The organism is Paenibacillus algicola, from assembly GCF_005577435.1.
Lineage (GTDB): Bacteria > Bacillota > Bacilli > Paenibacillales > Paenibacillaceae > Paenibacillus_AQ > Paenibacillus_AQ algicola.
The window spans coordinates 2,254,650-2,278,206 of the sequence record NZ_CP040396.1 but is presented as its reverse complement, the minus strand read 5'-3'; the positions used below and the strand labels follow the sequence as shown (position 1 = coordinate 2,278,206).

General features: G+C 47.6%; 25 protein-coding genes and 1 pseudogene. 10 read left to right on the top strand and 16 right to left on the bottom strand.

From position 1 onward, the window contains the following. Positions 1–29: 29 nt before the first annotated feature. The 4 genes from E6C60_RS10525 to E6C60_RS10510 form a co-directional block, all read right to left on the bottom strand. Positions 30–527, bottom strand: a complete 498-nt coding sequence (locus E6C60_RS10525; RefSeq protein ID WP_138225810.1) for a hypothetical protein — start codon at positions 525–527, stop codon at positions 30–32. Between the two features lie 132 nt (positions 528–659). Further along, entirely contained in the window at positions 660–1,940 is a 1,281-nt protein-coding gene (locus E6C60_RS10520) for a hemolysin family protein (RefSeq protein WP_233280977.1), read from the bottom strand. A 408-nt stretch (positions 1,941–2,348) separates the two neighbouring features. Beyond that, positions 2,349–2,759, bottom strand: coding sequence for a spore coat protein GerQ (gene gerQ, locus E6C60_RS10515; protein ID WP_138227745.1), 411 nt, complete (start codon positions 2,757–2,759; stop codon positions 2,349–2,351). A 150-nt stretch (positions 2,760–2,909) separates the two neighbouring features. Continuing rightward, positions 2,910–3,332 carry a cell wall hydrolase gene (locus tag E6C60_RS10510; RefSeq protein ID WP_138225808.1) on the bottom strand — a complete coding sequence of 141 codons (423 nt, stop codon included), beginning with the start codon at positions 3,330–3,332 and terminating at the stop codon, positions 2,910–2,912. 191 nt (positions 3,333–3,523) lie between these two features. On the opposite strand from E6C60_RS10510, the gene E6C60_RS10505 reads away from it, so the two are divergent. From E6C60_RS10505 to E6C60_RS10495, 3 genes are all read left to right on the top strand, one after another. Then, a complete protein-coding gene (locus E6C60_RS10505; RefSeq protein ID WP_138225807.1) occupies positions 3,524–4,495 on the top strand; it encodes a carbohydrate ABC transporter permease in 972 nt (323 codons plus the stop codon). A gap of 8 nt (positions 4,496–4,503) precedes the next feature. Further along, positions 4,504–5,316: a carbohydrate ABC transporter permease gene (locus E6C60_RS10500; protein ID WP_407669157.1), complete on the top strand. Its 813-nt coding sequence runs from the start codon at positions 4,504–4,506 to the stop codon at positions 5,314–5,316. Between the two features lie 76 nt (positions 5,317–5,392). Further along, on the top strand, positions 5,393–6,778 hold the full coding sequence (locus E6C60_RS10495; protein WP_407669116.1) for an ABC transporter substrate-binding protein: 1,386 nt from the start codon (positions 5,393–5,395) through the stop codon (positions 6,776–6,778). Between the two features lie 52 nt (positions 6,779–6,830). On the opposite strand, the gene E6C60_RS10490 is transcribed toward E6C60_RS10495, so the two are convergent. From E6C60_RS10490 to E6C60_RS10470, 5 genes are all read right to left on the bottom strand, one after another. Next, positions 6,831–7,907: a copper resistance D family protein gene (locus E6C60_RS10490; RefSeq protein ID WP_138225805.1), complete on the bottom strand. Its 1,077-nt coding sequence runs from the start codon at positions 7,905–7,907 to the stop codon at positions 6,831–6,833. A 3-nt stretch (positions 7,908–7,910) separates the two neighbouring features. Continuing rightward, positions 7,911–8,573: a copper resistance CopC family protein gene (locus tag E6C60_RS10485; protein ID WP_138225804.1), complete on the bottom strand. Its 663-nt coding sequence runs from the start codon at positions 8,571–8,573 to the stop codon at positions 7,911–7,913. 235 nt (positions 8,574–8,808) lie between these two features. Then, positions 8,809–9,555, bottom strand: coding sequence for an SDR family NAD(P)-dependent oxidoreductase (locus E6C60_RS10480; RefSeq protein WP_138225803.1), 747 nt, complete (start codon positions 9,553–9,555; stop codon positions 8,809–8,811). A gap of 7 nt (positions 9,556–9,562) precedes the next feature. Beyond that, positions 9,563–9,964, bottom strand: coding sequence for a DUF2500 domain-containing protein (locus E6C60_RS10475; RefSeq protein WP_138225802.1), 402 nt, complete (start codon positions 9,962–9,964; stop codon positions 9,563–9,565). A gap of 140 nt (positions 9,965–10,104) precedes the next feature. Beyond that, positions 10,105–11,397, bottom strand: a complete 1,293-nt coding sequence (locus E6C60_RS10470) for a WD40/YVTN/BNR-like repeat-containing protein (RefSeq protein ID WP_175415268.1) — start codon at positions 11,395–11,397, stop codon at positions 10,105–10,107. 234 nt (positions 11,398–11,631) lie between these two features. On the opposite strand from E6C60_RS10470, the gene tlp reads away from it, so the two are divergent. After that, positions 11,632–11,865: a small acid-soluble spore protein Tlp gene (gene tlp / locus E6C60_RS10465; protein ID WP_175415413.1), complete on the top strand. Its 234-nt coding sequence runs from the start codon at positions 11,632–11,634 to the stop codon at positions 11,863–11,865. Between the two features lie 54 nt (positions 11,866–11,919). Here tlp and E6C60_RS10460 read toward each other — a convergent pair whose 3' ends face one another. Next, on the bottom strand, positions 11,920–12,546 hold the full coding sequence (locus E6C60_RS10460; protein ID WP_138225799.1) for a LysE family translocator: 627 nt from the start codon (positions 12,544–12,546) through the stop codon (positions 11,920–11,922). Positions 12,547–12,665: 119 nt separating this feature from the next. Between E6C60_RS10460 and E6C60_RS10455 the strand changes: the two genes are divergently transcribed. Next, positions 12,666–13,595, top strand: a complete 930-nt coding sequence (locus E6C60_RS10455; RefSeq protein ID WP_138225798.1) for an L-lactate dehydrogenase — start codon at positions 12,666–12,668, stop codon at positions 13,593–13,595. 125 nt (positions 13,596–13,720) lie between these two features. Here E6C60_RS10455 and E6C60_RS10450 read toward each other — a convergent pair whose 3' ends face one another. Beyond that, positions 13,721–14,653, bottom strand: a complete 933-nt coding sequence (locus tag E6C60_RS10450) for a tyrosine-type recombinase/integrase (RefSeq protein WP_138225797.1) — start codon at positions 14,651–14,653, stop codon at positions 13,721–13,723. A gap of 398 nt (positions 14,654–15,051) precedes the next feature. On the opposite strand from E6C60_RS10450, the gene E6C60_RS10445 reads away from it, so the two are divergent. The 3 genes from E6C60_RS10445 to E6C60_RS21145 all read left to right on the top strand — a co-directional run bounded on the left by E6C60_RS10445 (position 15,052) and on the right by E6C60_RS21145 (position 16,228). After that, positions 15,052–15,426: an AbrB/MazE/SpoVT family DNA-binding domain-containing protein gene (locus tag E6C60_RS10445; RefSeq protein WP_208202731.1), complete on the top strand. Its 375-nt coding sequence runs from the start codon at positions 15,052–15,054 to the stop codon at positions 15,424–15,426. Then, positions 15,427–15,723: a type II toxin-antitoxin system RelE/ParE family toxin gene (locus E6C60_RS10440; RefSeq protein WP_138225796.1), complete on the top strand. Its 297-nt coding sequence runs from the start codon at positions 15,427–15,429 to the stop codon at positions 15,721–15,723. Positions 15,724–15,832: 109 nt separating this feature from the next. Then, positions 15,833–16,228 carry a hypothetical protein gene (locus E6C60_RS21145; RefSeq protein ID WP_138225795.1) on the top strand — a complete coding sequence of 132 codons (396 nt, stop codon included), beginning with the start codon at positions 15,833–15,835 and terminating at the stop codon, positions 16,226–16,228. Positions 16,229–16,933: 705 nt separating this feature from the next. Here E6C60_RS21145 and E6C60_RS10430 read toward each other — a convergent pair. Continuing rightward, a complete protein-coding gene (locus E6C60_RS10430) occupies positions 16,934–18,097 on the bottom strand; it encodes a hypothetical protein (RefSeq protein ID WP_217496330.1) in 1,164 nt (387 codons plus the stop codon). Between the two features lie 233 nt (positions 18,098–18,330). On the opposite strand from E6C60_RS10430, the gene E6C60_RS10425 reads away from it, so the two are divergent. Together E6C60_RS10425 and E6C60_RS10420 are read left to right on the top strand one after the other, a co-directional pair. After that, a complete protein-coding gene (locus E6C60_RS10425; protein WP_217496329.1) occupies positions 18,331–19,005 on the top strand; it encodes a hypothetical protein in 675 nt (224 codons plus the stop codon). Positions 19,006–19,309: 304 nt separating this feature from the next. Continuing rightward, a pseudogene (locus tag E6C60_RS10420) lies at positions 19,310–19,810 on the top strand (Tn3 family transposase); the annotation flags it as partial. A gap of 411 nt (positions 19,811–20,221) precedes the next feature. Here E6C60_RS10420 and modB read toward each other — a convergent pair. From modB to E6C60_RS10400, 4 genes are all read right to left on the bottom strand, one after another. Then, positions 20,222–20,902 carry a molybdate ABC transporter permease subunit gene (gene modB / locus E6C60_RS10415; RefSeq protein ID WP_138225793.1) on the bottom strand — a complete coding sequence of 227 codons (681 nt, stop codon included), beginning with the start codon at positions 20,900–20,902 and terminating at the stop codon, positions 20,222–20,224. Then, positions 20,899–21,699 carry a molybdate ABC transporter substrate-binding protein gene (gene modA, locus E6C60_RS10410; protein ID WP_138225792.1) on the bottom strand — a complete coding sequence of 267 codons (801 nt, stop codon included), beginning with the start codon at positions 21,697–21,699 and terminating at the stop codon, positions 20,899–20,901. Before modA ends, modB begins: the two co-directional genes overlap by 4 nt. Positions 21,700–22,076: 377 nt before the next feature. Further along, complete coding sequence (locus tag E6C60_RS10405) at positions 22,077–22,973, bottom strand: aldo/keto reductase (RefSeq protein WP_138225791.1); 897 nt, start codon at positions 22,971–22,973, stop codon at positions 22,077–22,079. 24 nt (positions 22,974–22,997) lie between these two features. After that, positions 22,998–23,540 (bottom strand): GNAT family N-acetyltransferase, encoded by a 543-nt coding sequence (locus tag E6C60_RS10400; RefSeq protein ID WP_138227742.1) that lies wholly within the window; start codon positions 23,538–23,540, stop codon positions 22,998–23,000. Between the last annotated feature and the right edge of the window lie 17 nt (positions 23,541–23,557).

The following is a 23,557-nucleotide window of genomic DNA, read 5'->3' as shown; positions in this document are numbered from 1 at the left end:
TGGGACAGCCCCTTGAAAAATGATTTAAGTTAGCGGAGAATTGTCTCGGTGTAATTCAGCGTTTCCTCATAGAAAGTACCTTTTCTCACCCAGTGAATCGTTTTGCCTCGGTAGTAGTAGCCTGTAGTGGCGCTGAATATTCGGTTGTCGTTATAGAATGCTGCATTGTTAGATTGTCCGGAGCTGGTACCGCTGTCTACCCAGGCAGAGCCTGTCCAGCGCTGCAATATAAAGTTAACTCCGATGCTGTCGACGACCGTGCTGGAGCTGGTTGAACCATTAAGCTGGAATTGAATGGAGCCGTATCGCTGCAGCGATGCCCCAATCGAGGTTATGTACATGGTGCTGGAGTTGGCGGCGTTGATGTTCATTTCTACTGGAGGCGGAGCCGTTAAAGCACGAGGCTCTTTGTTGGCGCTCTCCAAAGAAGTGTCGGCATAAACGCCAGAAGCGAGGGTCAAGCTAAGGGCACATGCTGCGGCAAACATAGATGTAATTTTAGCAGGCTTGAACAATTTCAACATCATATCACCTTACCCTTTATTTTATTTTCGATCCATATTCTAGCACGACCTCCTTGTATATTCCTTGAAATATTTTGCATTTATGACATGGAAAATAATAAAACCAGCGAAATATTTCGCTGGTTTTATTAGAAACTAAGATGCGCCGGCTTCCAGCAGTTCCATATGGCCCTGCTGGATCAGTCGAATCCGTGATATTCGCTTATGGTCATACTCCTCAACGACGAGCAGCACATGCTCAAACGCATACGATTGACCGACTTGAGGCACTACAGCTTCAAGCTTGGATGATAGCCAGCCGCCAATCGTATCATAATCTTCTGTATCTACGTTCAGGCCGAAATGGCCGTTTATTTCTTCAATTAGCATCAAGCCGTCAATAGAGTACTCGTCCTCTGATATCACTTCAATCCCTTGTCGTTCCTGGTCAAATTCATCTTGAATTTCCCCGACAATCTCTTCCATGATATCCTCCATCGTGACCAGCCCCGAGGTTCCGCCATACTCATCAATAAGAATGGCAATCTGGGTCTTGGAACGCTGCATCCGTTTCAGCAGCTCACTGATTTTGATGGATTCCGGCACGGCAATGATTGGGCGGATCAGGGTGAGCTGATCTCCGATATGTCCCCTCATTAAATCCTTGATATGAATGAAGCCGGATATATGGTCTTTATCCTCTTCACAGATCGGATAACGGGTGCGCATGTTATTCAGCGCAATATCCAGATTTTCTTCCATCGACAGGTTGGTATACAAGCAGATCATATCGGTTCTCGGAATCATGATCTCTCTGGCTGTGGTGTCTGCAAATTCGAAAATATTGTCCACCAGAGCAAGCTCGGTATCATTAATGAGACCTACCTCGCTGCTCTCCTTCATAAGATCGAGAATTTCCTCTTCCGTATGAACCGCTCCCTTCTCCACGACGGGCGTCATCCGAAATACACGCAGCAGCACATTCGACACTCCGTTCACCAGCCAGATCACGGGGTAGGTCAGTACATAAAACCCACGGATCAAGTTGGCGGTATGCAGTGTCATGGTTTCTGCCTTGCGCACGGCTACGGTTTTAGGTGCCAATTCACCAAAGATCATATGCATGATTGCAATGAATGCGAAGGTAATCAGTATAGAAATAGTGTGAAGTACCCCGGTGCTCCAGCCAGTCGCTGACATCAAAGGGGCAAGCATGCCCGCTAGCGTCTGCTCTCCCACAAAGCCAAGTGCCAGGGTCGATAACGTAATGCCCAGCTGACAGGAGATCAGATACGGGTCCAGATTGCGCAGGATTCGCTGCGCCTGTCTTGCTTTACGATGGCCTTCTTCCGCTAATGCGTCAATCCGGCTGCCTTTCACCTTCAGAAATGCAATTTCTGCAGTTACAAAAAAACCGTTCAAAAATACCAAAATCATAACCAAGGATAAACCTATTAGACTCGGTAAGGGGTCACTCAAATGTTCTCCTATCCGCCGGATGTGGCTCTAAGGCGAATAGGAACACCTCCTTCGGTAATTAAAAATGTGTGTTGCCAACTCGGGATACGACGTCATCTCTGTCATCAGATTCAGCTTCAACTTCCCAACGGGCTCATCTCCTCTCAAGATTCAAGGGTTACTATCCTATATCATTAATTATATAGCTAACCTTTTGACAGTCAAATTGAATGTGATGACAACATCTTCAGATGTTACAGGCTGTTTTGCAAGCATAAACCCGATATCTCTTGATTTCGCCTGATTCTGCACCCTGGAGTAAAAAAACACCGGCATGCACCGCGGCTAAGCTGTACAGGCCGGTGTCCGGGCCAAGACGATTATGGATTAACGCCCTGTAGGCGGCGGATTCCCAATGACGCCGGGATATTGATAATTCAGCGGCTCATCAAACACGACATAATCCAGATTTACCATGAGCAGGATCAAGCGCCGACCGCTCTGACGCTCGGAGATGACGATGTGGTCCCGCCCCGCTGCTTCGATGACACCTGTAAAAATTTTGGCGTTCCACTGGGAGTTGTTCTCATAAGTCATGTAGAAGGTCGCTTGCTTTCCAAGATTCAAACGCAGAATATTCTCGATGTAGGACTGCTCGAACTGCGGCGTGGGCAGCACTTGGCCGCTCGGAGTCATGGTTGCGCCGCTCATGACTTGAGGCGGTACATTCGCAGAATACCCTTTGGAGCCCATAGCCTGCTGAGGAACATTCGCCGTATAGCCTGCGCCTCCAGTCATTTGCGGCGGTACGTTTGCGCTGTATCCGGGTGCAGCTCCGCGCTGAGATTGCTGGGATAAGCCTGGATAGCCGTTGCCGTTGCCAATTACCGGATTTGAAGGGACGCCGAAATTCATCATAAGTATTTTCCTCCTCGTACTTCTTAAGTTTTAATACACGGACGGACAATCGGCCGCTGTCGGCCTGAAGAAGCAGTGAGCTTTATAGCGTCCTGTGTTCTGCTGATTGTACCAGGTCGCCGGACAGCCTCCGGCAGGCCGGAAGAACCAGAGCGCGTTGCTTGCAGGCCAGACGCGTTCGCCGGCAATGACGCGGCGGGCCAGCCTGCGGTCGCGCTCTCTTGCCTTTTGATAAAAGTAGCCCTTCTGTGTTGCCTCGAACCCTCCAGGGCTTTGATACACCATGTCATTCATGCTGCGAATTCCCTTGAAGTCCAGGCAATTGGACAGGATGCGGTTCACACCGACATTTCCAACCATCAGCATCCCCTGCTCCCCGTCTCCTTCAGCCTCAGCCCGAATCAGCCTAGCCAATAAATCGACATCAGATGAGTTGGTATTGATGACCGCCATGATGGCTCCTCCTTCCTACCGCACATTAATTGCACAACGTATCGTATGTGCATTCGCCCAGAAATGTGACAATAAATTTTATGATTGCAAAAAAATTACTCTTTCATTACAAATTCATCCATTTTATTTAACATCCTCTTTCTATACTTTGATCTGTAAGCCTAAACCTGATAGAGAGGACTAAAGAAAATATGGACAAAGATCTGCTGCTTTCACCTCCCGGAACTGCAGCCACCGAGGCCCGCTCTCCCAGCACACGTCAGCCGGTCGCTGCCCGTGTCTTGCGAAACCCGCGGCTGCAAGACAGCTGGGTCGCCTATTTGTTGCTGTCCCCTTCATTGGTGCTGTTCGGCCTCTTTTTGTTTTATCCGCTGCTGAAATCCATATATCTGAGCTTATTTTTAACGGATCCTCAAGGAAGAGTCGCTGTCTTTGTCGGCATGGACAACTTTATGGACATACTGACGGCCGATATATTTGTAAAGAGTCTGAGTAATACCTTTCTGTTTATGCTGATGACCGTACCGACCGCCATGGCGGCGGCTCTTATTCTGGCGGTTCTCTCTTTCAATACGCTAAAGGGGATGAAAATATTCCGGTTTATCTTCTCCCTGCCTATGGCTGTTTCCGTCGGCACAGGATCCATGATCTGGATGATCCTCTATCATCCGACCATGGGCATGTTCAATTATTTACTCTCCTTGGCAGGGATCGGACCCGTTCAGTGGCTCACAGATCCCGATTGGGCTATGTTCTCGGTCGCGCTTATGACGGTTTGGATGAATCTAGGCTTTAACTACATCCTGATGCTGAGCGGGATTCAAGGCATTTCAGAGGACATTTTTGACAGCGCCCGGATCGATGGCAGTGATCCCTTTAGAACGTTTTTCCGTATCACACTGCCGCTAATTTCTCCTACCCTTTTCTTTACCCTGGTCGTTTCCATCATCGGAGCATTTCAGGCGTTTGGCCAGATTAATATTTTAACGAAGGGCGGTCCAATAAACAGCACGAATGTGATTGTATTTAACATTTATCAAGACGCATTCGTCAATTTCCGTTTCGGTATCGGCAGTGCGCAGGCCCTGATCCTGTTTGTCATCATTTTGCTGCTGACGCTGCTCCAATTTAAATTCGTAGAGAGGAAGGTGCATTATCAGTGAGCGTAAAAATCGCTTCTTCTACGTTAAATTATGTGCTGCTGGTGCTATGCGCGCTTCTGATCACTTTTCCGCTGCTGTATACTTTGTCCTCTTCTATGATGACCGAGGCCGAATCGTCAGTGTATCCGCCTCCTTTACTGCCAGAGAGCATCAGCTTACATAATTACATGAAGGTTATAGAGACCGTACCGGTCCTTCGCTTTATTACGAACAGCTTCTGGGTATCCCTGGTCATTATGCTGGGACAAATAGTGACATCAAGTCTGGCAGCTTATGCGTTTGCTTTTATGCGATTTCCAGGCAAAACCCTGCTCTTCAGCCTGTTTCTATCCACGATGATGGTTCCTTGGGAGGTCATTATGATCCCGAATTATCTAACGATCAAAAGCTGGGGCTGGCTGGATTCCTATCCCGGCCTGATCGTTCCGTTTCTGGCTACCGCATTCGGCACTTTTTTGCTGCGGCAAACCTTTCTCCAGCTTCCCAAAGAGCTGTTCGAGGCTGCGCGGGTTGACGGCTGCGGACATATTCGCACCTTTATCACCATGGCGCTTCCGCTTTCCCTGCCCGGTATAGCGACACTGGGTGTCTATTCCTTTCTGAATCACTGGAATATGTATTTATGGCCCCTCCTGACCACCAACCGCGAAGAGATGCGCACGGTGCAAATCGGTGTAGGCATGCTGCAATTTGAGGAGATGAATGCCTGGAATCTGATTCTCTCCGGTGTGCTGCTCATGCTGCTTCCCTCCCTGCTGCTGCTCGCCTTAGGCTTGAAGCCTCTCATTCGCGGCATTACGGCAGGAGCGCTGAAGGGTTAACAATCAGCCTTGAGCTGAAGCTTCAGTCAGCTCAATTTCTGATATAGCAAGCTCAATAACTCATAAGGGAGAGATTATGAAGATGAAGAAGGGCTATGGAAGAAGGTCACTGACGCTCATGCTGCTGGCATGGACCATGCTGGTCAGCGCAGCGTGCAGCAGTAACGGAGCAGGGGGCAGTGAAGAGCCGCTGGCTCCACCGGCTAAAGCAGCGGCAGCTACCTCTAGTACTCCGGTTAAGGTCGTATGGTGGCATTCTATGAGTGGTGAGCTGGGACAGGCGGTAGACAAGCTGATCGCAGATTTTAATGGGAAGCAGGATGGAATCGAAGTGGAGGGCGTTTTTCAGGGCACCTATGACGAGAGCTTGAACAAGCTAAAGGCGTCTCTTGGCTCGGACAGCGGACCCACGATGATTCAGGTGTATGAAATCGGCAGCCGCTTTATGATGGATACACAAGCGACCCGCCCTGTTCAGGATTTTATGGATGCTGAAGGCTATGACATTTCAGGCCTGGAGCCGAATATCAAGAACTATTACACCTTTGATGGCAAGCTGTATTCTATGCCTTTTAACTCCTCTAACCCGATTCTGTACTACAACAAGGATGCTTTTAAAGCAGCCGGTCTTGACCCTGAGAACCCGCCTCAAACGTATGAAGAGGTAGCTGAAGCTGCCAAGAAGCTGACTCAAGGTGGACAAACCGGAGCATCCTTTGCCATTTACGGCTGGTTCATGGAGCAGTTCTTTGCGAACCAGGGACAGGAGCTTCTTAACAATGGGAATGGCCGTTCTTCAGCCGCAACGGCATCTCAGCTAAATAGCGAAGCCGGTGTGAACACCCTTGAGTGGTGGAAGGAAATGCTGGACGATCAATCTCTGTTAAACCTGGGCCGGAAAACGGATGACACGAAAAAAGCCTTTGCGGCCGGCCAAATCGCGATGATGCTGGATTCTACTGCTTCCTTGAGAGGTATTGTCAGCTCTGCCGAAGGCAAGTTTGAAGTCGGAACAGGCTTCCTGCCGAAGCCTTCAGACGCCGGTGAAGGCGGTGTTATCATCGGTGGAGCCAGCCTGTGGCTCATGAACAATAAATCCGAGGAGGAATCAAAAGCAGCCTGGGAGTTCATGAAGTATCTTGCGGACCCGGTTACGCAGGCCGAGTGGCATATTAACACCGGCTACTTCCCGGTGCACACCAAGGCGTATGAGGAAGACAGCGTCAAAGAGAACCTGAAGAAGTATCCTCAGTTTCAAACCGCGGTAGACCAGCTGCATCAAACGGTGCCGAATGCGGCAACTCAGGGCGCAGTGATGGGCGTGTTCCCAGAGGCAAGACAGATTACCGAAACAGCGATTGAAGAAGTATTAAACGGGCAAAGCAGCCCTCAAGAAGCTCTGGACAAGGCTGCCAAAGAAATTACGTCCAAGATTGAAACCTACAATAAGACGGTAAAATAAGTAAAAGGCTCAGATGCGTCGCGTGACGCATCTGAGCCTTTTATTTCATAATTCAGGCAACACTAAACATGATGCCTGCATAAGCCGCAGCCGCAGCGCCCAGCGATAGCAGAAGCGCGGTGACTGCTTTTTTATGCTTGATAAAGGACCATAGCATTCCTGCCAGCATTCCGGCAGCCAGAAGCAGCAGCAGGGTTCCAGTAAAGCTCCACTCCAGCATGATGGGTCCCTCGGTAAACTCAGGATGAAACCATAGGAACGGCTTTGCTGCAAAGGAGGACGTTAGGACCTCGGGGTAGGCATGCGGTGCGCCTTGCTGGTTTAAAAAACCGGTAACGACATAAATGAGAAACAGCAGCACCCCCTCCGCCTTGGCCCAGCTTGCAGGAGCAAAGCTTGAGGAGCGTTCCAGCCTTTGCCGGACCCAGCGTCCATTGACCAGCCCGAACACCAAAACCGGAAGGATCAATATGTGCTTAAGGAGCAAGGCCTGTCCATAGGGCAGAATCCAGCTCTGCACGGGCTGGGGGGTGACCGCCGACATCAGAAAAAGGCCTGATGATATAACCAGAAGGACTGCCGTGACCGCTAACGGATGAAACCAACGCAGGTATGAGCTCCAGCCCTCTCTGCCCTTATTGTAGAAGCCTGCGATCAACAGCGTCCCCGTCCAGATTGCCATGGCCGTAAAATGAATGAAGTACCCAGCCTGCCCTTTCCAGCCCATGAGCGAAGCGGCATGGTTAAAGGCGGACATCGCCGCTGCTGTAGCCAGCAGCAGCAGCAATAGCACGCCTCTCAGTCTGGATTGCGGGTTCTTGATGACTCTCCTTGAAGTCACAGCCATTAGCAAGGACAGAATCAGAATCCAGGTATAGCGTTCACCTTCCGAGAAGGAAAACATCACCGCTTCAAAGGAAGCATACAGACCGATATCATCTTTGAAGAACATAATAATTTGCAGCACTGGAACAAAAGAGCCGATCATCACGACACCTGCAGCCGCGGGTCCGAGCCACGATGGAAGCGAAAGCTTCGGCTTCTGACTGGAGGGAACCAGAGACAAGACGGCAATCCCGGCAAGAACTGAATATCCCAGATAGAGGATGGGTTCGCTGAGCCAGTACATGGCTTATCCTTTGTTACGGGCTTGTCGTCTTACGATATACACTCCCGCAGCAGCCACAATCACAAGGACAATGACTCCGATCAGGATCGCAGGAGAGCTTCCGGCTTCAGCTGCTTCCGAGGTCTTGGATTGTGCTTCATCTTCGCCTTCGGCGGCATTACCGTTATCTTCCGGAGCAGACTCTTCTTCAGGTGCCGCCTCAGAAGCTGCCTCCTCTTGGCTGTCCGTCTCTTCCGATGCTTCGGAGCCCGCAGGAGGCTGTTCTGTCGCATTCTCACTAGAGTCTGCTGCCTTTTCCGGGGCCGTAACGGTAAATGAATACTTGTCTTGAATAGGATGGCCATCCGCACTAATAATCTTCCACTGTACCTCATACGTCCCGGATGGAAGTGCGTTCTCGAGAACAGCCTTCATTTCCAGTCCGGTAACCGTAACCGCGGATAAGGCTGAGGACTGTCCCTCTGCATTCGTAATCGTGAGACTGCTAAGCTTGGGATCAATATTTTCATTGAAGGTCAGGACCAGCTCAGATACAACATCATTAACATCCGATCCGGCCGCTGGCTCCGATGCCGTAAGCTTGGAATGAGCCCAGACGTCAGTCGGATGGCTAAGGATGAGAAGCATGATGAATAGTAGTGCGGCAGCTTTGATAGATTTAGACACGTTCGCTCCTCCTTTAAGGATGATTATGGTCGTTCATGTAACATAATATCAAAGCGTGCTGACCAAAGCTAATGAGAGTTTTGTGACTGAAGCTTATAAGCGTGATGTAAAAAATTAAAGTGGCGAGAAAATAGTTTACATAATAATTAATATGATCACTCATGTATTGAAAAGGACAGCAAGCTTTGCTTACTGTCCTGACGCTTTCTATGACTGGAAGGAACAAAGGAGTGATCTACTCTTCATATATCATTTTGCGAGTCATTCCGCCATCGACTACCATATAGGTACCTGTAACGAAGGTATTATCCGGATCTGTGAGATAGAAGCAGGCTCTTGCAATATCCTGCGGGGTTCCTACTCTCCCGGCAGGGTGCTGTTCGTGATCTTCTGTCCGGAGTGCACTATAGTTTTGAGTTTCGATCCATCCGGGACTGACGCAGTTCACTCGAATCTGAGGTCCAAGACTCATTGCGAGCGCATGCGTTAAGGCAACAATGGCTCCTTTAGACGCAGCATAAGCTTCTGAATGGGGCTCCGACATCAGAGAGCGGGTAGAGGAAATGTTAACAATGGCTCCCCCCTGCTCCTGGGATTTCATATGCTTGGCTGCCTCCCTAGATAGCAAGAAGCTGCTGCGCACATTAATGTTCAGCACATCGTCCCATTCCTCTATAGTCAGCTCAAGCGGCGATTTCCAACGAGAAACTCCGGCGTTGTTGATGACAATGTCCACTCGCCCTGTCTGCTGGATTGCCGCCTGGACGAAGTGCTGAATCTGATGCTCCTTTCGAACATCACAGGGTACAAACGTGGCAGACCATCCTTTCTGCCGCAGGGTCTGGGCCAGCTCCTCCCCTTCCTTCTCCTGCACATCTGCCATATATACATGTGCACCTGCAGCTGCATACGCTTCTGCAAGACCACGGCCAATGCCTTGAGCAGCACCGGTAATTAGTACAGTCTGTTGTTGAAATTTCATGCGTTCCTCATCCTCGAAGCGCCTGACGGCGTATTTTATGATGTCTTTCGAACTTTAAATATCGGGTCCCTTGAAAAGAGAGCCGGCCTTCATCTCCTTCGGCGCACATGCCGAATTCATCGCCGCTGACGGCAAATTCCATTCGATCGCCGCTCTCCACCTCAAAGGTGATGAAATACAGGGTACGAGGGCGACTTCCGCTGCCATCCTCCGCAGGAGCCGTGTGCTTCAGCTCGCTTCGCTTGCTAACAATCACCGAATACACCGTCAACAGCGGCTGATGGTTGTTGCGATTCCATTGCAGTATATTTTTGCCGGCTGACAGCAATACAATGCCCAGTACTGCAACCAAAAAAACGGGCATCACGCTTCCGAAAAAGTCGAACATCCACAGTGAATCCGATCCCATTTCGGCACCCTCCCCGCAAGGTTCATCTCACGCAGGCCATCCCTCGTGATCATTCAAGTATATGCGCCTGTACGAGAAAATAACTTGAATCCTTGCAAAGGAGGACACGTTGCGCTATACCGCGGCTTTGGTGTTTCGTATTATCGCACCTTCCAGCTCTTCCCTCCATCGAGGCTAAGAAGCAGTCTGGATCGGGATCCATCCAACGTTTCAACCAGCATCCAGCCTACCTCACTCGAAGCAAACTGCAGCTTGGATATGATCGGGTAGTTGTCCAAATTCTGAGCCAATACTTCATCCTCTTCAAAGGGCTCCCAGGTTTGACCCTTGTCCTCTGTAACATAAACGATGCCGTCCATAATGGCATAGCCCCGATTCATGCGATAAAAGAAAGGGGCGGCATTCCGGGTGCTGCTCTTACGAACCAACGGAAATTCAATCAGCTCCCACGACTTGCCCCCATCCTCGGAGAAATAGCCCAGATCGTGAAGCTGTTCTTCCATAAAGCATTGCAAGGGAACCCAAACCTTCTGCGCATTTCCTAAAAATACGGCCGAGCCGGGATAAAAGGTTTCGCACTCCGTCAGCGGTTCTTCCGAAAACACGCGGTCGACCGGACTCCAGGTTTCGCCTCCATCCCGGGTAATATAAAGCGCTCCACCCCGGCGCTCTTTTACGGAAACTAATCCGGTATAGGCATTGGCATAGGACATGCCTGTCACGAAGCCGCTTCTTGGAAGTACAAAATCAGGTACTCGCGAAGCCGGATAGTTCCGGTTCTGCATAATCTCTGTCCAAGCCGTATCTTGTGGATCGAGACGGTACAGAATTTTCTCCTGGATACCCAGAATGGATTTAGGAGCCGTCATGACCCAGCCCTGATCAGAGTCAAAGCTCAAGGCTGTAACCCGTCCGGTGTTCGGTAAAGACGAAAATCTCCACTCTCTTCCCCCGTCCACCGTTGTCAAAATCATCGTATCTCTCTGTCCCTGTCCATTCCGGACAATATAGCCATGCCGCTCATCGGTGAACACCAGATCGGTGCCATAGACAAGCTTGTCCATAAATTTCACATTGGAGGAGGGAGAAATGTCTACCCACGTTTCACCATAATCGTCTGTAATGTAGAGGCGCAGAGCCGTTCCATTGAGTCCCCAGGCTACTCCGGATGCCTCGTCCAGCATATGAAAATCGGTTAAACGGGTTTGGATTTGATATTTATTTTTGGTTTCAGGAGGGTTTTTAGCAGTTTCCGGAGTGACCACTGTAAGAGTTTGTCCATCCTTGATGGACTCTTCTTCTTCCGGTTTTGTCATTGCGGGAAGGCTGTCTGCGGCCTCTGGAGCTTCTTGATCCGGGGTACACGCTGTGAACATTAAGATCATGAACCCGAGGATTCCCCAGCGCCTGAGCTGTATGGTGTAACCTTTCATCTCACCTGTCCTCCTCATTCTTGCCGCGTAAATGGACTCCTTTAGTCGGAGTCATTATAACATACCCGTCCGCTCTTTTCAGGACAAGGATGAAGTGGGATGAAGTTACAATATTGTAGCCATCGGCTTTTACACGCCGTTCGTGCATAACGCTCGGCAACGTTTGGAAGACTGATGACGTGCTGCATCCGCACCTGGACGGATAAGCCACAACCATTAAGATCAGGAGGGTGAATATTGATGCCGAAACCGGATGACCGCAGTGATAACGTAGAACGTCTACAAGAAGCCGTGCAAAATACGATTGAGAATTTTCGGGAGACCAAGGACTACTTGTATGAGCATGGTGACGAAATATCAGCCTCCGAGAAAGAACAGCTGATGGAGAAAAACGAACGCCGTCAGAGAAGCATCGCGAGCTTCCGCAACGAAATTAAAGATGAGGCGGCGCAGCGGGAAGAAACCTGATTGGGGTCTAGATCAAACAAGCAGGAAGCCGATCTGGCTCCCTGCTTGTTTGATTTACATTTTGGTGAAGAGCAGCTTGATGCCGAGCGCCGCAAAAATAGCACTTCCAGCGGTTTGACTCCAAATCCCGAAGCTTGGCTTGCTGAGCAGCTGTTCGCTGAATGCACCCGCAAAATAAGCCAGCAGTCCAAAGATCAAGCCGCTGAGCACCAAGAAGATCACCCCGAGCAGAATCAACTGCAGAGCCTCACTCCCATAGGAATAATTGACGAACTGAGGCAGAAACGTTAGAAAAAAGAGTGCCACCTTCGGATTCAGGACATTCATCATGAACCCTTTTAGAAGAAGCTGAAATCCACTTTGATTCTTGCCCTGCTTCCATTCAATGGGGTCCTTGCGGTGTTTAAAGGACATGTACGCCAGATACAATAAATAGCCAGCAGCGAGAATTTTGAACAGCGTAAATGCAAACGCAGAAGTTTTCAGAATCAGGGAGAGCCCCAAAGCAGCAGCTAAAGTATGAATGACATTGCCGAGACTAAGCCCGATGGCCGTCATGACGCCTGCTTTTTTGCCGCTGGTCAAGCCCTGGGTTACTGCAAAGATCAAATCAGGTCCAGGGACAAGGATCAACAGCACGGCAGCGCCGATAAAAAATAATAACGATGAAATTGTAATCATTTGTTCAATCCTTTCTATTGCGGAGGCTAATCTGCATCCCTTAGTATTAAGGTGACAAGTCGTTCCAATGCTTTCCACGCGTGTGTATACCTCAATCTTACTTTAAAGGAGACGGTAACATGAACACAACGACGTACAAGCCCACTCGAGCCGTAATTATCGGAGCGGGAGCGGTAGGAACTACGACAGCCTATACCCTTATGCTGCGCAAACGGGTATCCGAAATTGTTCTCATTGACGTGAATCATGAGAAGGCTGTCGGCGAGGCGCTGGATATGAATCACGGTCTTCCCTTCGTTGGCGGTGTAAAGATCTGGGCTGGGGATTACTCCGACTGTGCCGGCGCGGATATTATGATCGTTACGGCCGGCGCTGCTCAAAAGACTGGTGAAACCCGTCTGGACCTCCTTAAGAAGAACGCTGCCATCTTCAAAGACATTGTACATAATATTACGCAATATAATCAGGAAGGCATTCTTCTGATCGCTACCAATCCTGTTGATATTTTATCTTATGTGACCTTAAAATATAGCGGGTTCCCTGTTCACCGCGTGATCGGCTCCGGAACCTTGCTCGACAGCGCCAGATACCGTTATTTACTCGGCAAGCACAAGCAGATTGATCCCCGCAGCATTCATGCTCACATTATCGGCGAGCACGGAGATACGGAGGTTCCTGTATGGAGTCTTGCCAATGTCGCCGGTGCAGCGCTGGCCATTGAAGATGAGCACAAAGAACGTATTTTTGACAGCACGAAAAATGCAGCCTATGAGATTATCCACGCTAAAGGCGCCACCTTCTATGCCATTGCCTTGGCCCTTGATCGAATTGTCACCGCCATCCTGCAAAATCAAAGCGCCGTACTCAATGTGTCCACACTGCTAGATCAATATAATGGCGTGTCCGATGTGTATCTGGGCGTGCCGTGTGTTGTAGACCGATCTGGCGTGCGGGAAGTGTTGGATCTTCCTCTGAGTGAAGAAGAAACCAAGCTGTTCCATCAATCTGCCGACAAGCTGAAGGCCGAGATTGCCAAGCTGAATCTGTAAATGTAAGGCGTCCATCTTATAAAATGAGGTGGGCGTCTTTTTTTGCCGCAAATCATGCGTGATGTGAGAATCTCGGAGTGAATCATAGCTACCCGTTCATTAGTTTACATAATAATTAATATGTATTAATTGGTTATACTAATGGGAAGCTGGATGTCGAGCTTGTCTACGGCCGCTGCTTTTTCTTTGTCAGTGACATGTGTATAGACCGTAGTCGTTTGAATGGAGGAGTGACCTAAAAGCTCCTGCACTGTTCTCAAATCAGCCCCTTTGCGCAGCAGCATGGTCGCGAAGGAGTGTCTCAGCTTATGACTGGAATACGCAATTCGCCGTTCTGCCGGTAAATGATGCTGAAAGCGGTCAAACGTTTCGGCGGCAATTTGCTGGATACATCGAACAGACAGCCGGCGTCCTTTTTGCGAGGTGAACATGGCGTCCTCCTTGATCCGGCGAGGCTCAATTCTGTCCTTCAAAGCACCTTCGAGCATCATAGCGACAGTCTCTGGTACCGGTATGGTTCTCCACTTACGTCCTTTACCGAATACGTTCAGTGACCGCTGCGAAGCTCTATAATCGGCTAAGTTCAGCGAATGCACCTCACCGATTCGAAGCCCCATATAAGCCATAAGCAGGAAGATCGCAATGTTCCGAGTCCGGTACTTCCCTTGCACCGATGCAAAAAAACGGGACAATTCCTGTTCGTCTAGATACATGGGTGTTTTGTTCTTTTCGGTTTTGGATTTTTTGACTCCGGCAGCAGGATTGTGAGTTGCAAGCTCCAGCTCCATCAGCGCTTTAAAAAAACAGGTCACAGCTGCATGCTTGCGATTACGCGTGGCATCACTTACCCCTCTCTCCCTCACCGAGGATAAATACGACATGACATGAATCTTCTTCACTTGATGAATCTGTTTACCATTTAAAGCGTTCAAAAACTCCAGCAAGTCACTTATGTACGAACGAATCGTATATGAGGTATAGCCGGCATCCTTCATCCAGATCAAGAACCCCTCTATTTCTTCTGCATATTGTTCTCTAACATCTTGCTCTTCCTCCATGACAGAACCTCCTTGATACTTTGAAATCCAGCAGAGCGATGATGAATCATCTGTTTATAAATGTATGATATAGATGATTATTACACTTATTGAGGTGGGACAAGGGTGCATTAGTCATTGAAAAATTGCTTAAAATCGAAACAGCGTATAATTTATATTATACGCTGTTTTTTAAAGAGAGTAAATCTTTGTTAGGAGTCTAGCCATGCTATGGCGCGAAGCGCTTTAAAACCTGTGAGTCGCTAGGGATTTAGGGACAGTGATCGGGGGAAGCAAGATCGCATTTTTTTGCCCTTCCCGATCTCTAAATTTTCGCATATAATGTAGTCATGGAATCTAGGAATCAAAGAAATTTACAGTTTTGAATAAAAGAAAGCAAGGAGGGTTAGACTCTGGCTATGAATCATAAGGATGTGTCTGCAATGGAATGGAGACGTGGCCGTGTTTCCGGAAAGCGCCAAGTCACAATACCACAAAAGCTTTTTGAGCAATTGGGTATTAAAGACGAAGTAGAATTTTCCGTAAAAGATCAATGTATTCTGATACGACCGGTTCGAGAAGATATGGGGAGTGACCATTTCTCCGACATGATCCTGGCTGATCTGATTCAAGAAGGTTACGAGGGCAAGGAACTGTTGGGCAAGTTTCGTGAGAAACAAACAGCCTTGCGCGGCGCTGTACAGCATTTGATTACGGAATCCGGAGATGCCGCTCGCCAATACAAAAAAGACAGCCAAACCGAAGAACTATTTACCGATGTTATGGGGGATTAGATGCTTCCAGTTACGTATCTACCTCCAGCAGCACGCTATTTTAAGAAACTCGTGGAAAAACCGCTAAAACGGCTATATTTTGAAGCTATCGAGGCCATCCGTAATGACCCTTCGGTTGGTTCCCCAAAGACCGGCGATCTACGAGGCTTATATGGTTACGACGTATTCTACCAAGGTAAGAACTATGAAATCGCCTACCGGCTGGAGGAAAACGACGAAGGCGAGATCATAGTTGTCATTCTCGCTGGTTCTCGCGAAAATTTCTACAACGAGTTGAAACGATATATGAAAAGCTGAATCAATAAAGCGCCGTGACCCAAAACGGGAGTCGCGGCGCTTTATTTGTCTTTTTTTGCAGCACACCTACCAGGACCGGGTCCTGCTGGATTCCGCATCCAAAATCCGAATGATAATTGAATACTGGCGGATTAATCATTCGGATTTTTTGGCTCAAAGCTTGTGCCTCATCATTCTAACCACATTGATACTCGGATGTGAGAAGGAGCGCCAAGGCCCACCTACGGATGTCCTTTCACAAAAGGAAGGGAAATATGTGTTGTGTATAGTTTCGAATTCAGTTGAATTCGATTTTGAAGTGAACAAAGTCGTTAATGCGGATAATGCACTTCTAAATGCAATAGATATGGTAGTTGTGCATCACACCGAAGATGAAAGAGAGATGTGGCATAAGCTGGGCGTCAATGAATTCCCCAGCGTAGTGGTATTGGACTCCACAAAAATAGTATTTCAATCCACTGATCCTAGTATGCTGAACGATTTTGCCATAACTCATGGAAAGTAAGATCCCGAGTGCCAATCATCCGCCTCCCGTTAATAACGAAAATTACAAGGCAAAACAACTTTCAACATGCTGCCAGGGCGTGACGATACCATGAGAAAAGCCGTAAATCCCCCTTTAGGGTTTACGGCGCTTCTTAGCTACAACGATCATTCCGCCAGCTTGTTCTCTATTCGACAAGTCTGCAACCAAGCAATGACCAGGAGGTGTTCATATAGGGGTCACCTCACGAAACGGAAAAAATCGTACGCTAAGCAATTCATAACAGAAAAAACCGGACCCTTTACCCTACAAAGGAATCCGGTTTTCTTAATTCGGGGTAGCTAGAAATTAAACTAACGGTATCCGCAACAATCTAAGCTACTGGGCTGCTTTTCTTTCGTGGTCGATATTTAATGCGGATACAGCATTGGATCCGTGCACAGTTACACGGATGCATTCTGTATTGGGATAATACCAGCGTAACTGTCACAGACCGCAAACGTATGGAACCGAAATGGTAATTGTCACTATGCTTTTTCACTGTACCACTATCAATTATCAATCAAAGTTCCGAATTTGTTTTCGCAATTGGAACTCTAATGACTTTTGAAGCTGGAACCTAATACTAACATTTACTCACAGATGTCTGCCCCTGGTGTCAGCTACGCTGGTACTGGGCCAGTTCCTCTATTAAATTCATTAATGCTGAAGCCATTTGACGAAACATTAATTCGTTTGATTGATTGGAGATATAATCTCAAACTCAACTTCTCCATTATTGTTTTTAGCATCCATATATGAATATCCTAAGTAATCTGACGTATTGAAGATCTTCGATGTTGATAGACGGTATTCAGACAGTTCACTTGTCTTGCCGGTCGTTAAATCAACGTCAAAGATTTGATACATCGAATACCGATAATAGAGATGGTTATCTCTAATAAATGGAGAATCTATTGTAAGGTCTTTATCTTTAGCTTCGATTACGTACCTGATTTCTCCTGTTTTTCTGTCCGCGACACTGAGTTTCCCTATCTCGCTCCATACAAACCACTTTTGATCAGCTGTGAAATCAACCATACCTTGTTGGCTTTGTCGTAATGTAATCGGCTTTGATTGATCATAGGGATAAAATACAATTTCATAGGATTTATCCGTTGTATCTCCTACGGTCTTGAATACTGATTGTTGAACAAGCATGCCATCAGGAACCGGTCGTTGAATGGCCATATAAATGCCTTTACGATGCTTTCCTTGCTCATTCAGTTCACTTGTAGCCACTTTAACAAAATCATTAGTAATTGGTTTGTATAACATTGCAGAACTGTATACAATGTGATCTTTGATCGTTTTTTCAATCCATGTGACTTGATCGTCGAACACCCTTAGAATGGGTGGCTCTATATTATCCTCACTAGCTCCAGAAAATAATGTCTTTTTCTGATTGGTTTTTAGGTCAAGAGATTTTATTTCCCAAGATTTATCTTTTTCTTGGTCTCTACTGTATTCCACCCAGAATAACTTATCTTCTACGCCAACTAATGAGTTAATGATTTCTTTGTTTGGTGTTTGATATATATTTTTAAGCTGCTTTGTGGTTAAGGAGAAGGTATCAATATAACTCGTTGCTTTTTCGCTGATATCTTTTTCAAATGCAATAAACGAATCGCTGATATAACTGGGAGCAACGAAGGTCGAGACAAAGCTTTCGCTCTTAAGTTTGTACTGTTGAACAGCTGGAGGAGAAGAAGCAGTCGCAGTTATAGATTGAGGTGGTTTCTTCTCCGCGATTTCTGAAGGTGTGGCCTGCTGGTTACTTGTAGGTTTATCATTTTTGTTAGCGATATTAATTGTAACGATTCCTGCTGCTATTATGACGACAGTGAGCATTATCACTATGTATTTCGATTTCTTCCGCTGCATTATTTTTCCCCTTCTTTCGACAAATAGAGGGGATCGCTCCCCTCCACATTGTCTATTGTTTAACGCTTACCAAAGAATCGCTTTACGGAAGTGTGCTTGGTTTGCGTTCCATACGCCATCGAACGGATGCCACACATTACCGAGTGTTACCCCTCGACAACGACAAGTTGCGTCTTTATTTTAGCATTGGTCGAGCGCTATTGGAAGCCAAGCAAAGCGGAGGTGATCCGTTTGCGGCCATCGAATCCATTTTGCCGTGGCAGGTTTTTACCGATAGCGTTACAGAAGCAGAAAAATTGGCTCAGCCCGTAGACTTCGACTATCTTCCGCTAATCGGCGACGGTTTCTCCCAGCTTCGTCGCTATACTCCAAGTCTTTTGGAATCGCTGCAACTCAAAGCTGCGCCAACCGCACGTGACATTCTCGAAGGAGTGGAATTGCTTAAGAGCATAAATCAACATCAGTTGCGTAAGGTGTCAGAGGATGCACCGACGAGTTTTGTTCGCAAGCGCTGGGAAAACGTTGTCCGCACAGAGGACGGCTTTGACCGTCGCTTCTACGAAATCTGCGTGTTGTCTGAGATGAAGAACTCTCTGCGCTCCGGTGATATTTGGGTGCAGGGATCACGCCAGTTCAAGGACTTCGAGGAGTATCTTTTACCGATACCACGCTTCACAAATCAACGTCAACGCCAAGAACTAGGCCTAGCCGTGGACACCGATTGTGAGCGCTTCCTTGAAGAGCGGCTGAAGATCCTAAATAGCGAATTGATCAAAACGGAACAGCTTGCTATGCAAAACGAGCTGTCAGATGCGGTCATTACAGACAGTGGACTCAATGGCATGGCTTTATTGCCTGCGTCTAGTCCGGAATAAGACAAAAACAAGCCGTGCCCAAATGGATACGGCTTGTTTTTACGTTTTTACCATATTAGACGTTACCCATGGGTGGTAATAGGATCAGGATTACTCTCACTTGAAGAATTTTTTATTCAGACTTGTAATTACCGTATTTATGCATACAGTTAGCACTTACAGTAACGCTGGAATCGTCAGCTAAGAAAGTGTCAAATCATTATTTAACGAGAAAAGAGAACTGCAAAATAAGAGACAAACACAACGAAGACCATTTAATTACATCTACTTTGCGGGTGGTGTCAGCTTCGCTGGTACTACCCCTATCCGGGAAGGTACAGTCTCTGCATCGTTGATTATGGAGAAATTAGGCTCATATGCAAGTCAGAACCGATTAGCAACGGCACTCCGAGAAATGGGGCGAATTGAAAAAACGATCTTCATTCTGAATTACCTCTCAAGCGAGGCGATGCGGCGAAGAATACATCGAGGATTGAATAAAGGGGAAGCCATGAATGAATTGGCCAGAGCGATCTTTGTTGGGAGGCGAGGGGAACTCCGGGAACGGGCGCTTCAAGACCAGCTTCAGCGGGCCAGCGCGTTAAACATTATCATCAATGCAATAAGCGTATGGAACACGGTTTATTTAACCCGAGTGACAGAATTTATGAGAGACAACAGACAATTGAACGAAGAACTTTTGAAGCACATTTCTCCGCTCGGATGGGAACACATCAATTTCTTGGGAGAATACAAGTTTGACATCAAGCAAATCAAGGCGTTGAAGGGTTCACGTCCGTTAAAATCCCCGTCAAGCGAAGCGTAGCATCTAGCGAATATAAATTCCGGATTTCCTTAGCGTACGGGAAATCCGGGTTATTGGGAGAAATGATCGCTTAGCGTACGTTTTTCGCGTTTTGTTGGCGGGACCCCTTAATACATCTCGCCGGAAAACAATTGATTGACAAGCCCCCATATTAGCGTCAGTTTATTTGAACCTCAGCGCCTACTTAGGTTGAAACAACAATCTTAATTACTATTGCCAGTTGTGAATAAATACACAATCCCCTCCTTTTTACGTGAATTTAGATTCATCTGACTGATGGGTTTTTGTATAGTGACTAGAAAAGTTTATGTTTACTATTATGAATTTTTCACATAATGAAATAGTTTAATTAGGGCGGCTATAATAACAAAAAAACGGCTGCTTCAGCCGTTTCGACAGTTCAAAAGGTGTTTAATCTCGAGCGCGATAGTTGGTAGCCAGTAGCAGCATGGATGATATGAAAATCATAGCATAGGTCCAGATCCAAGCCATCGGCATATTTCCAGTGTCTACAGCGACGTAAATGGCTGTCGGTACCGTTTGAGTTTGGCCAGGAATATTGCCGGCGATCATTAACGTTGCCCCGAATTCTCCAAGGCTGCGTGCAAAGCCTAGAATCCAGGCAGAGATTAGAGATGGCAGTACAAGCGGGAACGTAATATGACGAAATACCTGCCATTCACTCGCCCCGATGGATCGACCGGCTTCTTCCAGATGGTGATCGACCGATCTGAAGCCTACCTTCATCGTCTGATACACAAGCGGGAAGGCAACGACGACCGAAGCTATGACTCCAGCCCACCATGTGAATATGATAGGTGAAGAAAATAAGGTTTCAATCCATTGCCCCATCCAGCTTTTTCGACCTAACAGCTTGAGCAGAATAAATCCCACCACTGTAGGAGGAAGAACCAGTGGCAGCATAAACACCGTTTCAATGATCACTCTTCCTCGGATGACAGGTCGGCGGGTCATCATCCAGGCAGCTGCCAGGCCTAGCAGAAGCACAGCGATACTGGAAAGCAAAGCGATCCGCATAGACAGTAACACAGGTGACCAGAATTCACCCCAACTCACTTGATTCAGTATCATTCTGCAACATCGAAGCCATAGGATTGAAATTGTAAAATGGCTTCATCTCCCCGGAGAAAATCGTATAGCTGTTGGGCTTGCTCTGTGTGCTTCGTCGCTTTCACAATGCCGATCGGATAGATTATAGCCGAATATGTAGAACGATCAGGCTTTAATGCAATAACAGCTTGATCGGTGGTTTGGGCATCGGATTGATAGACAAAACCGGCATCCACATTCCCTGTTTCTACATATTGAAGCACCTGCCTGACGTCCTTCGCTTGAATCATATGATCTTGTACATCCTCCCATAGACCCGCAGCCTGCAAGCTTTCTTTTGCATAGCGCCCCGCCGGTACACTCTCGGGTATGCCCAGGGCGATCTTGTTGATGTTCTCTCCCGCCAGGTCCTGAATCGTCTTAATCTCTCCTGCTCTCTCCGGGGCTGTGACAACAACGATCGAGTTACTTAATAACGGCGTCTGCTGATGTGGCTCTACAAGCTGCTGAGTGACTAGACTCTGCATTTCCTCAGAGGAGGCCGAAATAAACAAATCGACCGGTGCGCCCTCCTCAATCTGCTGACGCAGACTGCCGGATGACCCGAAATTGAACTGTAGCTGAATCTCCGGGTGAACTTCAACAAACGCCAGCTCCAGCTTTTCAAGAGCATCTCTCAGGCTGGATGCTGCGGATACTGTTAACGTTATTTTTTCCTTCGAGCCCCGCCCTTCTTCCCCACCGCAGCCACTTAATAGAATGATAAATAGTGCAGCTAACTTGAGCCACAAATAAGGCTTTAAATATCGTGCGTTCATTCTCCTGATCACTCCTGAGGTCCGGTTGAAATTCTAAGTTTCACTTTAGCACATATTGTCGTTTATGAAAAAGCGGCCCGGCACGATTTTAGTATTTTATCAAACGAATGTTGACTTCGTACCTCAAGCATGGAACACTCATTGACACGATCATTATTTTAAATTTTATTGTGAATTTTTCATATGATGAAAATATTTAGTTTACATAATATTTATTATTTACTAATGTGTTGCTCATACGATAAAAATTAAAAAAAGCCCGGTTATTACGCCGGGCTGAGCACAATTTTCCCACCTACGATGGGATTAGTCGTTTTGTAGGCTTAGTGAATCAAAAGCTTGCTTCACGATGCTTCGCTCACTGATCTATGATCGAGCTATATTTGGCCAATCCAATCCTCGCTCGATATCTCTTTCCAGCGTGCGCGGATGGCTTCATAAGCAGGCTGACTCAAGGCAGAGCCGCCCGCGAGCAGACTGGCATTCTGCTGCCAGCGATTTGGATTATTCGTTCCTACAATAGCAGTAGCTACACCCGGAACACTAAGCGTAAATTTTAACGCTTGTTCTACGTCTGATTCCGCATCCGTATCCTGAAGAAATTCATACTGCAGCTTCTTCAATCTCTCCCAATACGGAAACCCGTAATGATCCTTCTCCATCGTCTCATGCTTCCAGGCTACGTTTGCAATCGGACGCTTGGCAATGATCCCCATGCCTCGTTGGGCTGCTACCGGAATGGTCAGCTCAATAGACTGCTGATCTGCAATATTAAGTGAGGTTTGAAAGCTGTCAAATACTCCACTCTGAACGGCAGCATAGGCGTCATCAGCATCTCCGCTGTAGCCGATGAATCGGGTTTTACCGGCCTCTTTAGCCCGCTGCAGCACTTCAATCACGTCACCTTGCCGCAATATTTCTGCAGAACAGCTATGCAGATGAATCACGTCCACATTATCTACCTGCAGCCGCTTTAAGCTGCGGTCGATCGTGCCTGCGAGTACCTTTGGATCCCAATTGTGACCGGCAATCCCATCGGCATGTCCACATTTCGTAAACAGATACGCTTCGCTTCTGCGTCCTTTCAAGGCTTGTCCGATCAACTCCTCGCTGCTTCCATAGCATTCAGCCGTATCAATCATGTTTAGTCCCGCATCCAGCGCTGAGTGCAGCAGCCGATTCACCGTGGCTTGATCAGAATCCCGTATTTCCGAACCTCCAAAGCCGAGTATACTCACATTCATGCCTGTATTGCCAAAGGCTCTTCTTTCCATAATCCACACTCCTTCGTTTAAATGTCATTGTGATTCATGCTGATGGGTCTGGGTCTTATTCATTCTACGGCTCTGCAAATACTGCGAGGGGTTCCCGCTCTCCGGATCTTTCTCTTCTCGGTAGCTGCCGTTCGTATACGCATGAATGACTTTTCGCCAGAAGGCCTGAGCCGGGACATTGGATGCGACCTCCGTCACCTTCCAGCTTCCCTGCAAGCGGTCAAACAGCTCCTTCGCTGCCCAGGTGCCTAGCCCGCTCCGGCGATACTTTTTCATGACAAAAAACTCCGTCAGATAATAATCCGCCGCCGCGGTATCGATCCGTTCAACCAAGGCAAACCCGGCGGGCTGCTGCTGGTACGTGATAAGAAACGGAAATTTATCTCCCCGGCTTGTAAAAAACAGCTCCAAATCCGGATACGCACTATACATCCCCTCAGCATTAACGTCAAAATCCAGAAACTCCGTAAAATCGTAAAAATAAAACTGCATCAAGTTGTGAATAATCTGTTTCTGCCTTGCTGGAAGCAGGCTCAGTCTCATATGAGCTTCAGATGCCGCTCTCATCAGGTTCACTGTCCCTT

Excerpts from the sequence above, each read along its gene's own strand:
- E6C60_RS10490 (WP_138225805.1), bottom strand. The coding sequence starts at position 7,907 with ATGTACTGGCTCAGCGAACCCATCCTCTATCTGGGATATTCAGTTCTT.
- E6C60_RS10455 (WP_138225798.1), top strand. The coding sequence starts at position 12,666 with ATGAACACAACGACGTACAAGCCCACTCGAGCCGTAATTATCGGAGCG.
- E6C60_RS10505 (WP_138225807.1), top strand. The coding sequence starts at position 3,524 with ATGGACAAAGATCTGCTGCTTTCACCTCCCGGAACTGCAGCCACCGAG.
- E6C60_RS10470 (WP_175415268.1), bottom strand. The coding sequence starts at position 11,397 with ATGAAAGGTTACACCATACAGCTCAGGCGCTGGGGAATCCTCGGGTTC.
- modA (WP_138225792.1), bottom strand. The coding sequence starts at position 21,699 with ATGAACGCACGATATTTAAAGCCTTATTTGTGGCTCAAGTTAGCTGCA.
- gerQ (WP_138227745.1), bottom strand. The coding sequence starts at position 2,759 with ATGACTGGAGGCGCAGGCTATACGGCGAATGTTCCTCAGCAGGCTATG.
- E6C60_RS10430 (WP_217496330.1), bottom strand. The coding sequence starts at position 18,097 with ATGCTCACTGTCGTCATAATAGCAGCAGGAATCGTTACAATTAATATC.
- E6C60_RS10510 (WP_138225808.1), bottom strand. The coding sequence starts at position 3,332 with ATGGCGGTCATCAATACCAACTCATCTGATGTCGATTTATTGGCTAGG.
- E6C60_RS10520 (WP_233280977.1), bottom strand. The coding sequence starts at position 1,940 with ATGATTTTGGTATTTTTGAACGGTTTTTTTGTAACTGCAGAAATTGCA.
- modB (WP_138225793.1), bottom strand. The coding sequence starts at position 20,902 with ATGATACTGAATCAAGTGAGTTGGGGTGAATTCTGGTCACCTGTGTTA.
- E6C60_RS10475 (WP_138225802.1), bottom strand. The coding sequence starts at position 9,964 with ATGGGATCGGATTCACTGTGGATGTTCGACTTTTTCGGAAGCGTGATG.
- E6C60_RS10495 (WP_407669116.1), top strand. The coding sequence starts at position 5,393 with ATGAAGATGAAGAAGGGCTATGGAAGAAGGTCACTGACGCTCATGCTG.
- E6C60_RS10405 (WP_138225791.1), bottom strand. The coding sequence starts at position 22,973 with ATGGAAAGAAGAGCCTTTGGCAATACAGGCATGAATGTGAGTATACTC.
- E6C60_RS10450 (WP_138225797.1), bottom strand. The coding sequence starts at position 14,653 with ATGGAGGAAGAGCAAGATGTTAGAGAACAATATGCAGAAGAAATAGAG.
- E6C60_RS10525 (WP_138225810.1), bottom strand. The coding sequence starts at position 527 with ATGATGTTGAAATTGTTCAAGCCTGCTAAAATTACATCTATGTTTGCC.
- E6C60_RS10480 (WP_138225803.1), bottom strand. The coding sequence starts at position 9,555 with ATGAAATTTCAACAACAGACTGTACTAATTACCGGTGCTGCTCAAGGC.
- E6C60_RS21145 (WP_138225795.1), top strand. The coding sequence starts at position 15,833 with ATGATAATTGAATACTGGCGGATTAATCATTCGGATTTTTTGGCTCAA.
- E6C60_RS10445 (WP_208202731.1), top strand. The coding sequence starts at position 15,052 with ATGAATCATAAGGATGTGTCTGCAATGGAATGGAGACGTGGCCGTGTT.
- E6C60_RS10460 (WP_138225799.1), bottom strand. The coding sequence starts at position 12,546 with ATGATTACAATTTCATCGTTATTATTTTTTATCGGCGCTGCCGTGCTG.
- E6C60_RS10400 (WP_138227742.1), bottom strand. The coding sequence starts at position 23,540 with ATGAGAGCGGCATCTGAAGCTCATATGAGACTGAGCCTGCTTCCAGCA.
- E6C60_RS10440 (WP_138225796.1), top strand. The coding sequence starts at position 15,427 with ATGCTTCCAGTTACGTATCTACCTCCAGCAGCACGCTATTTTAAGAAA.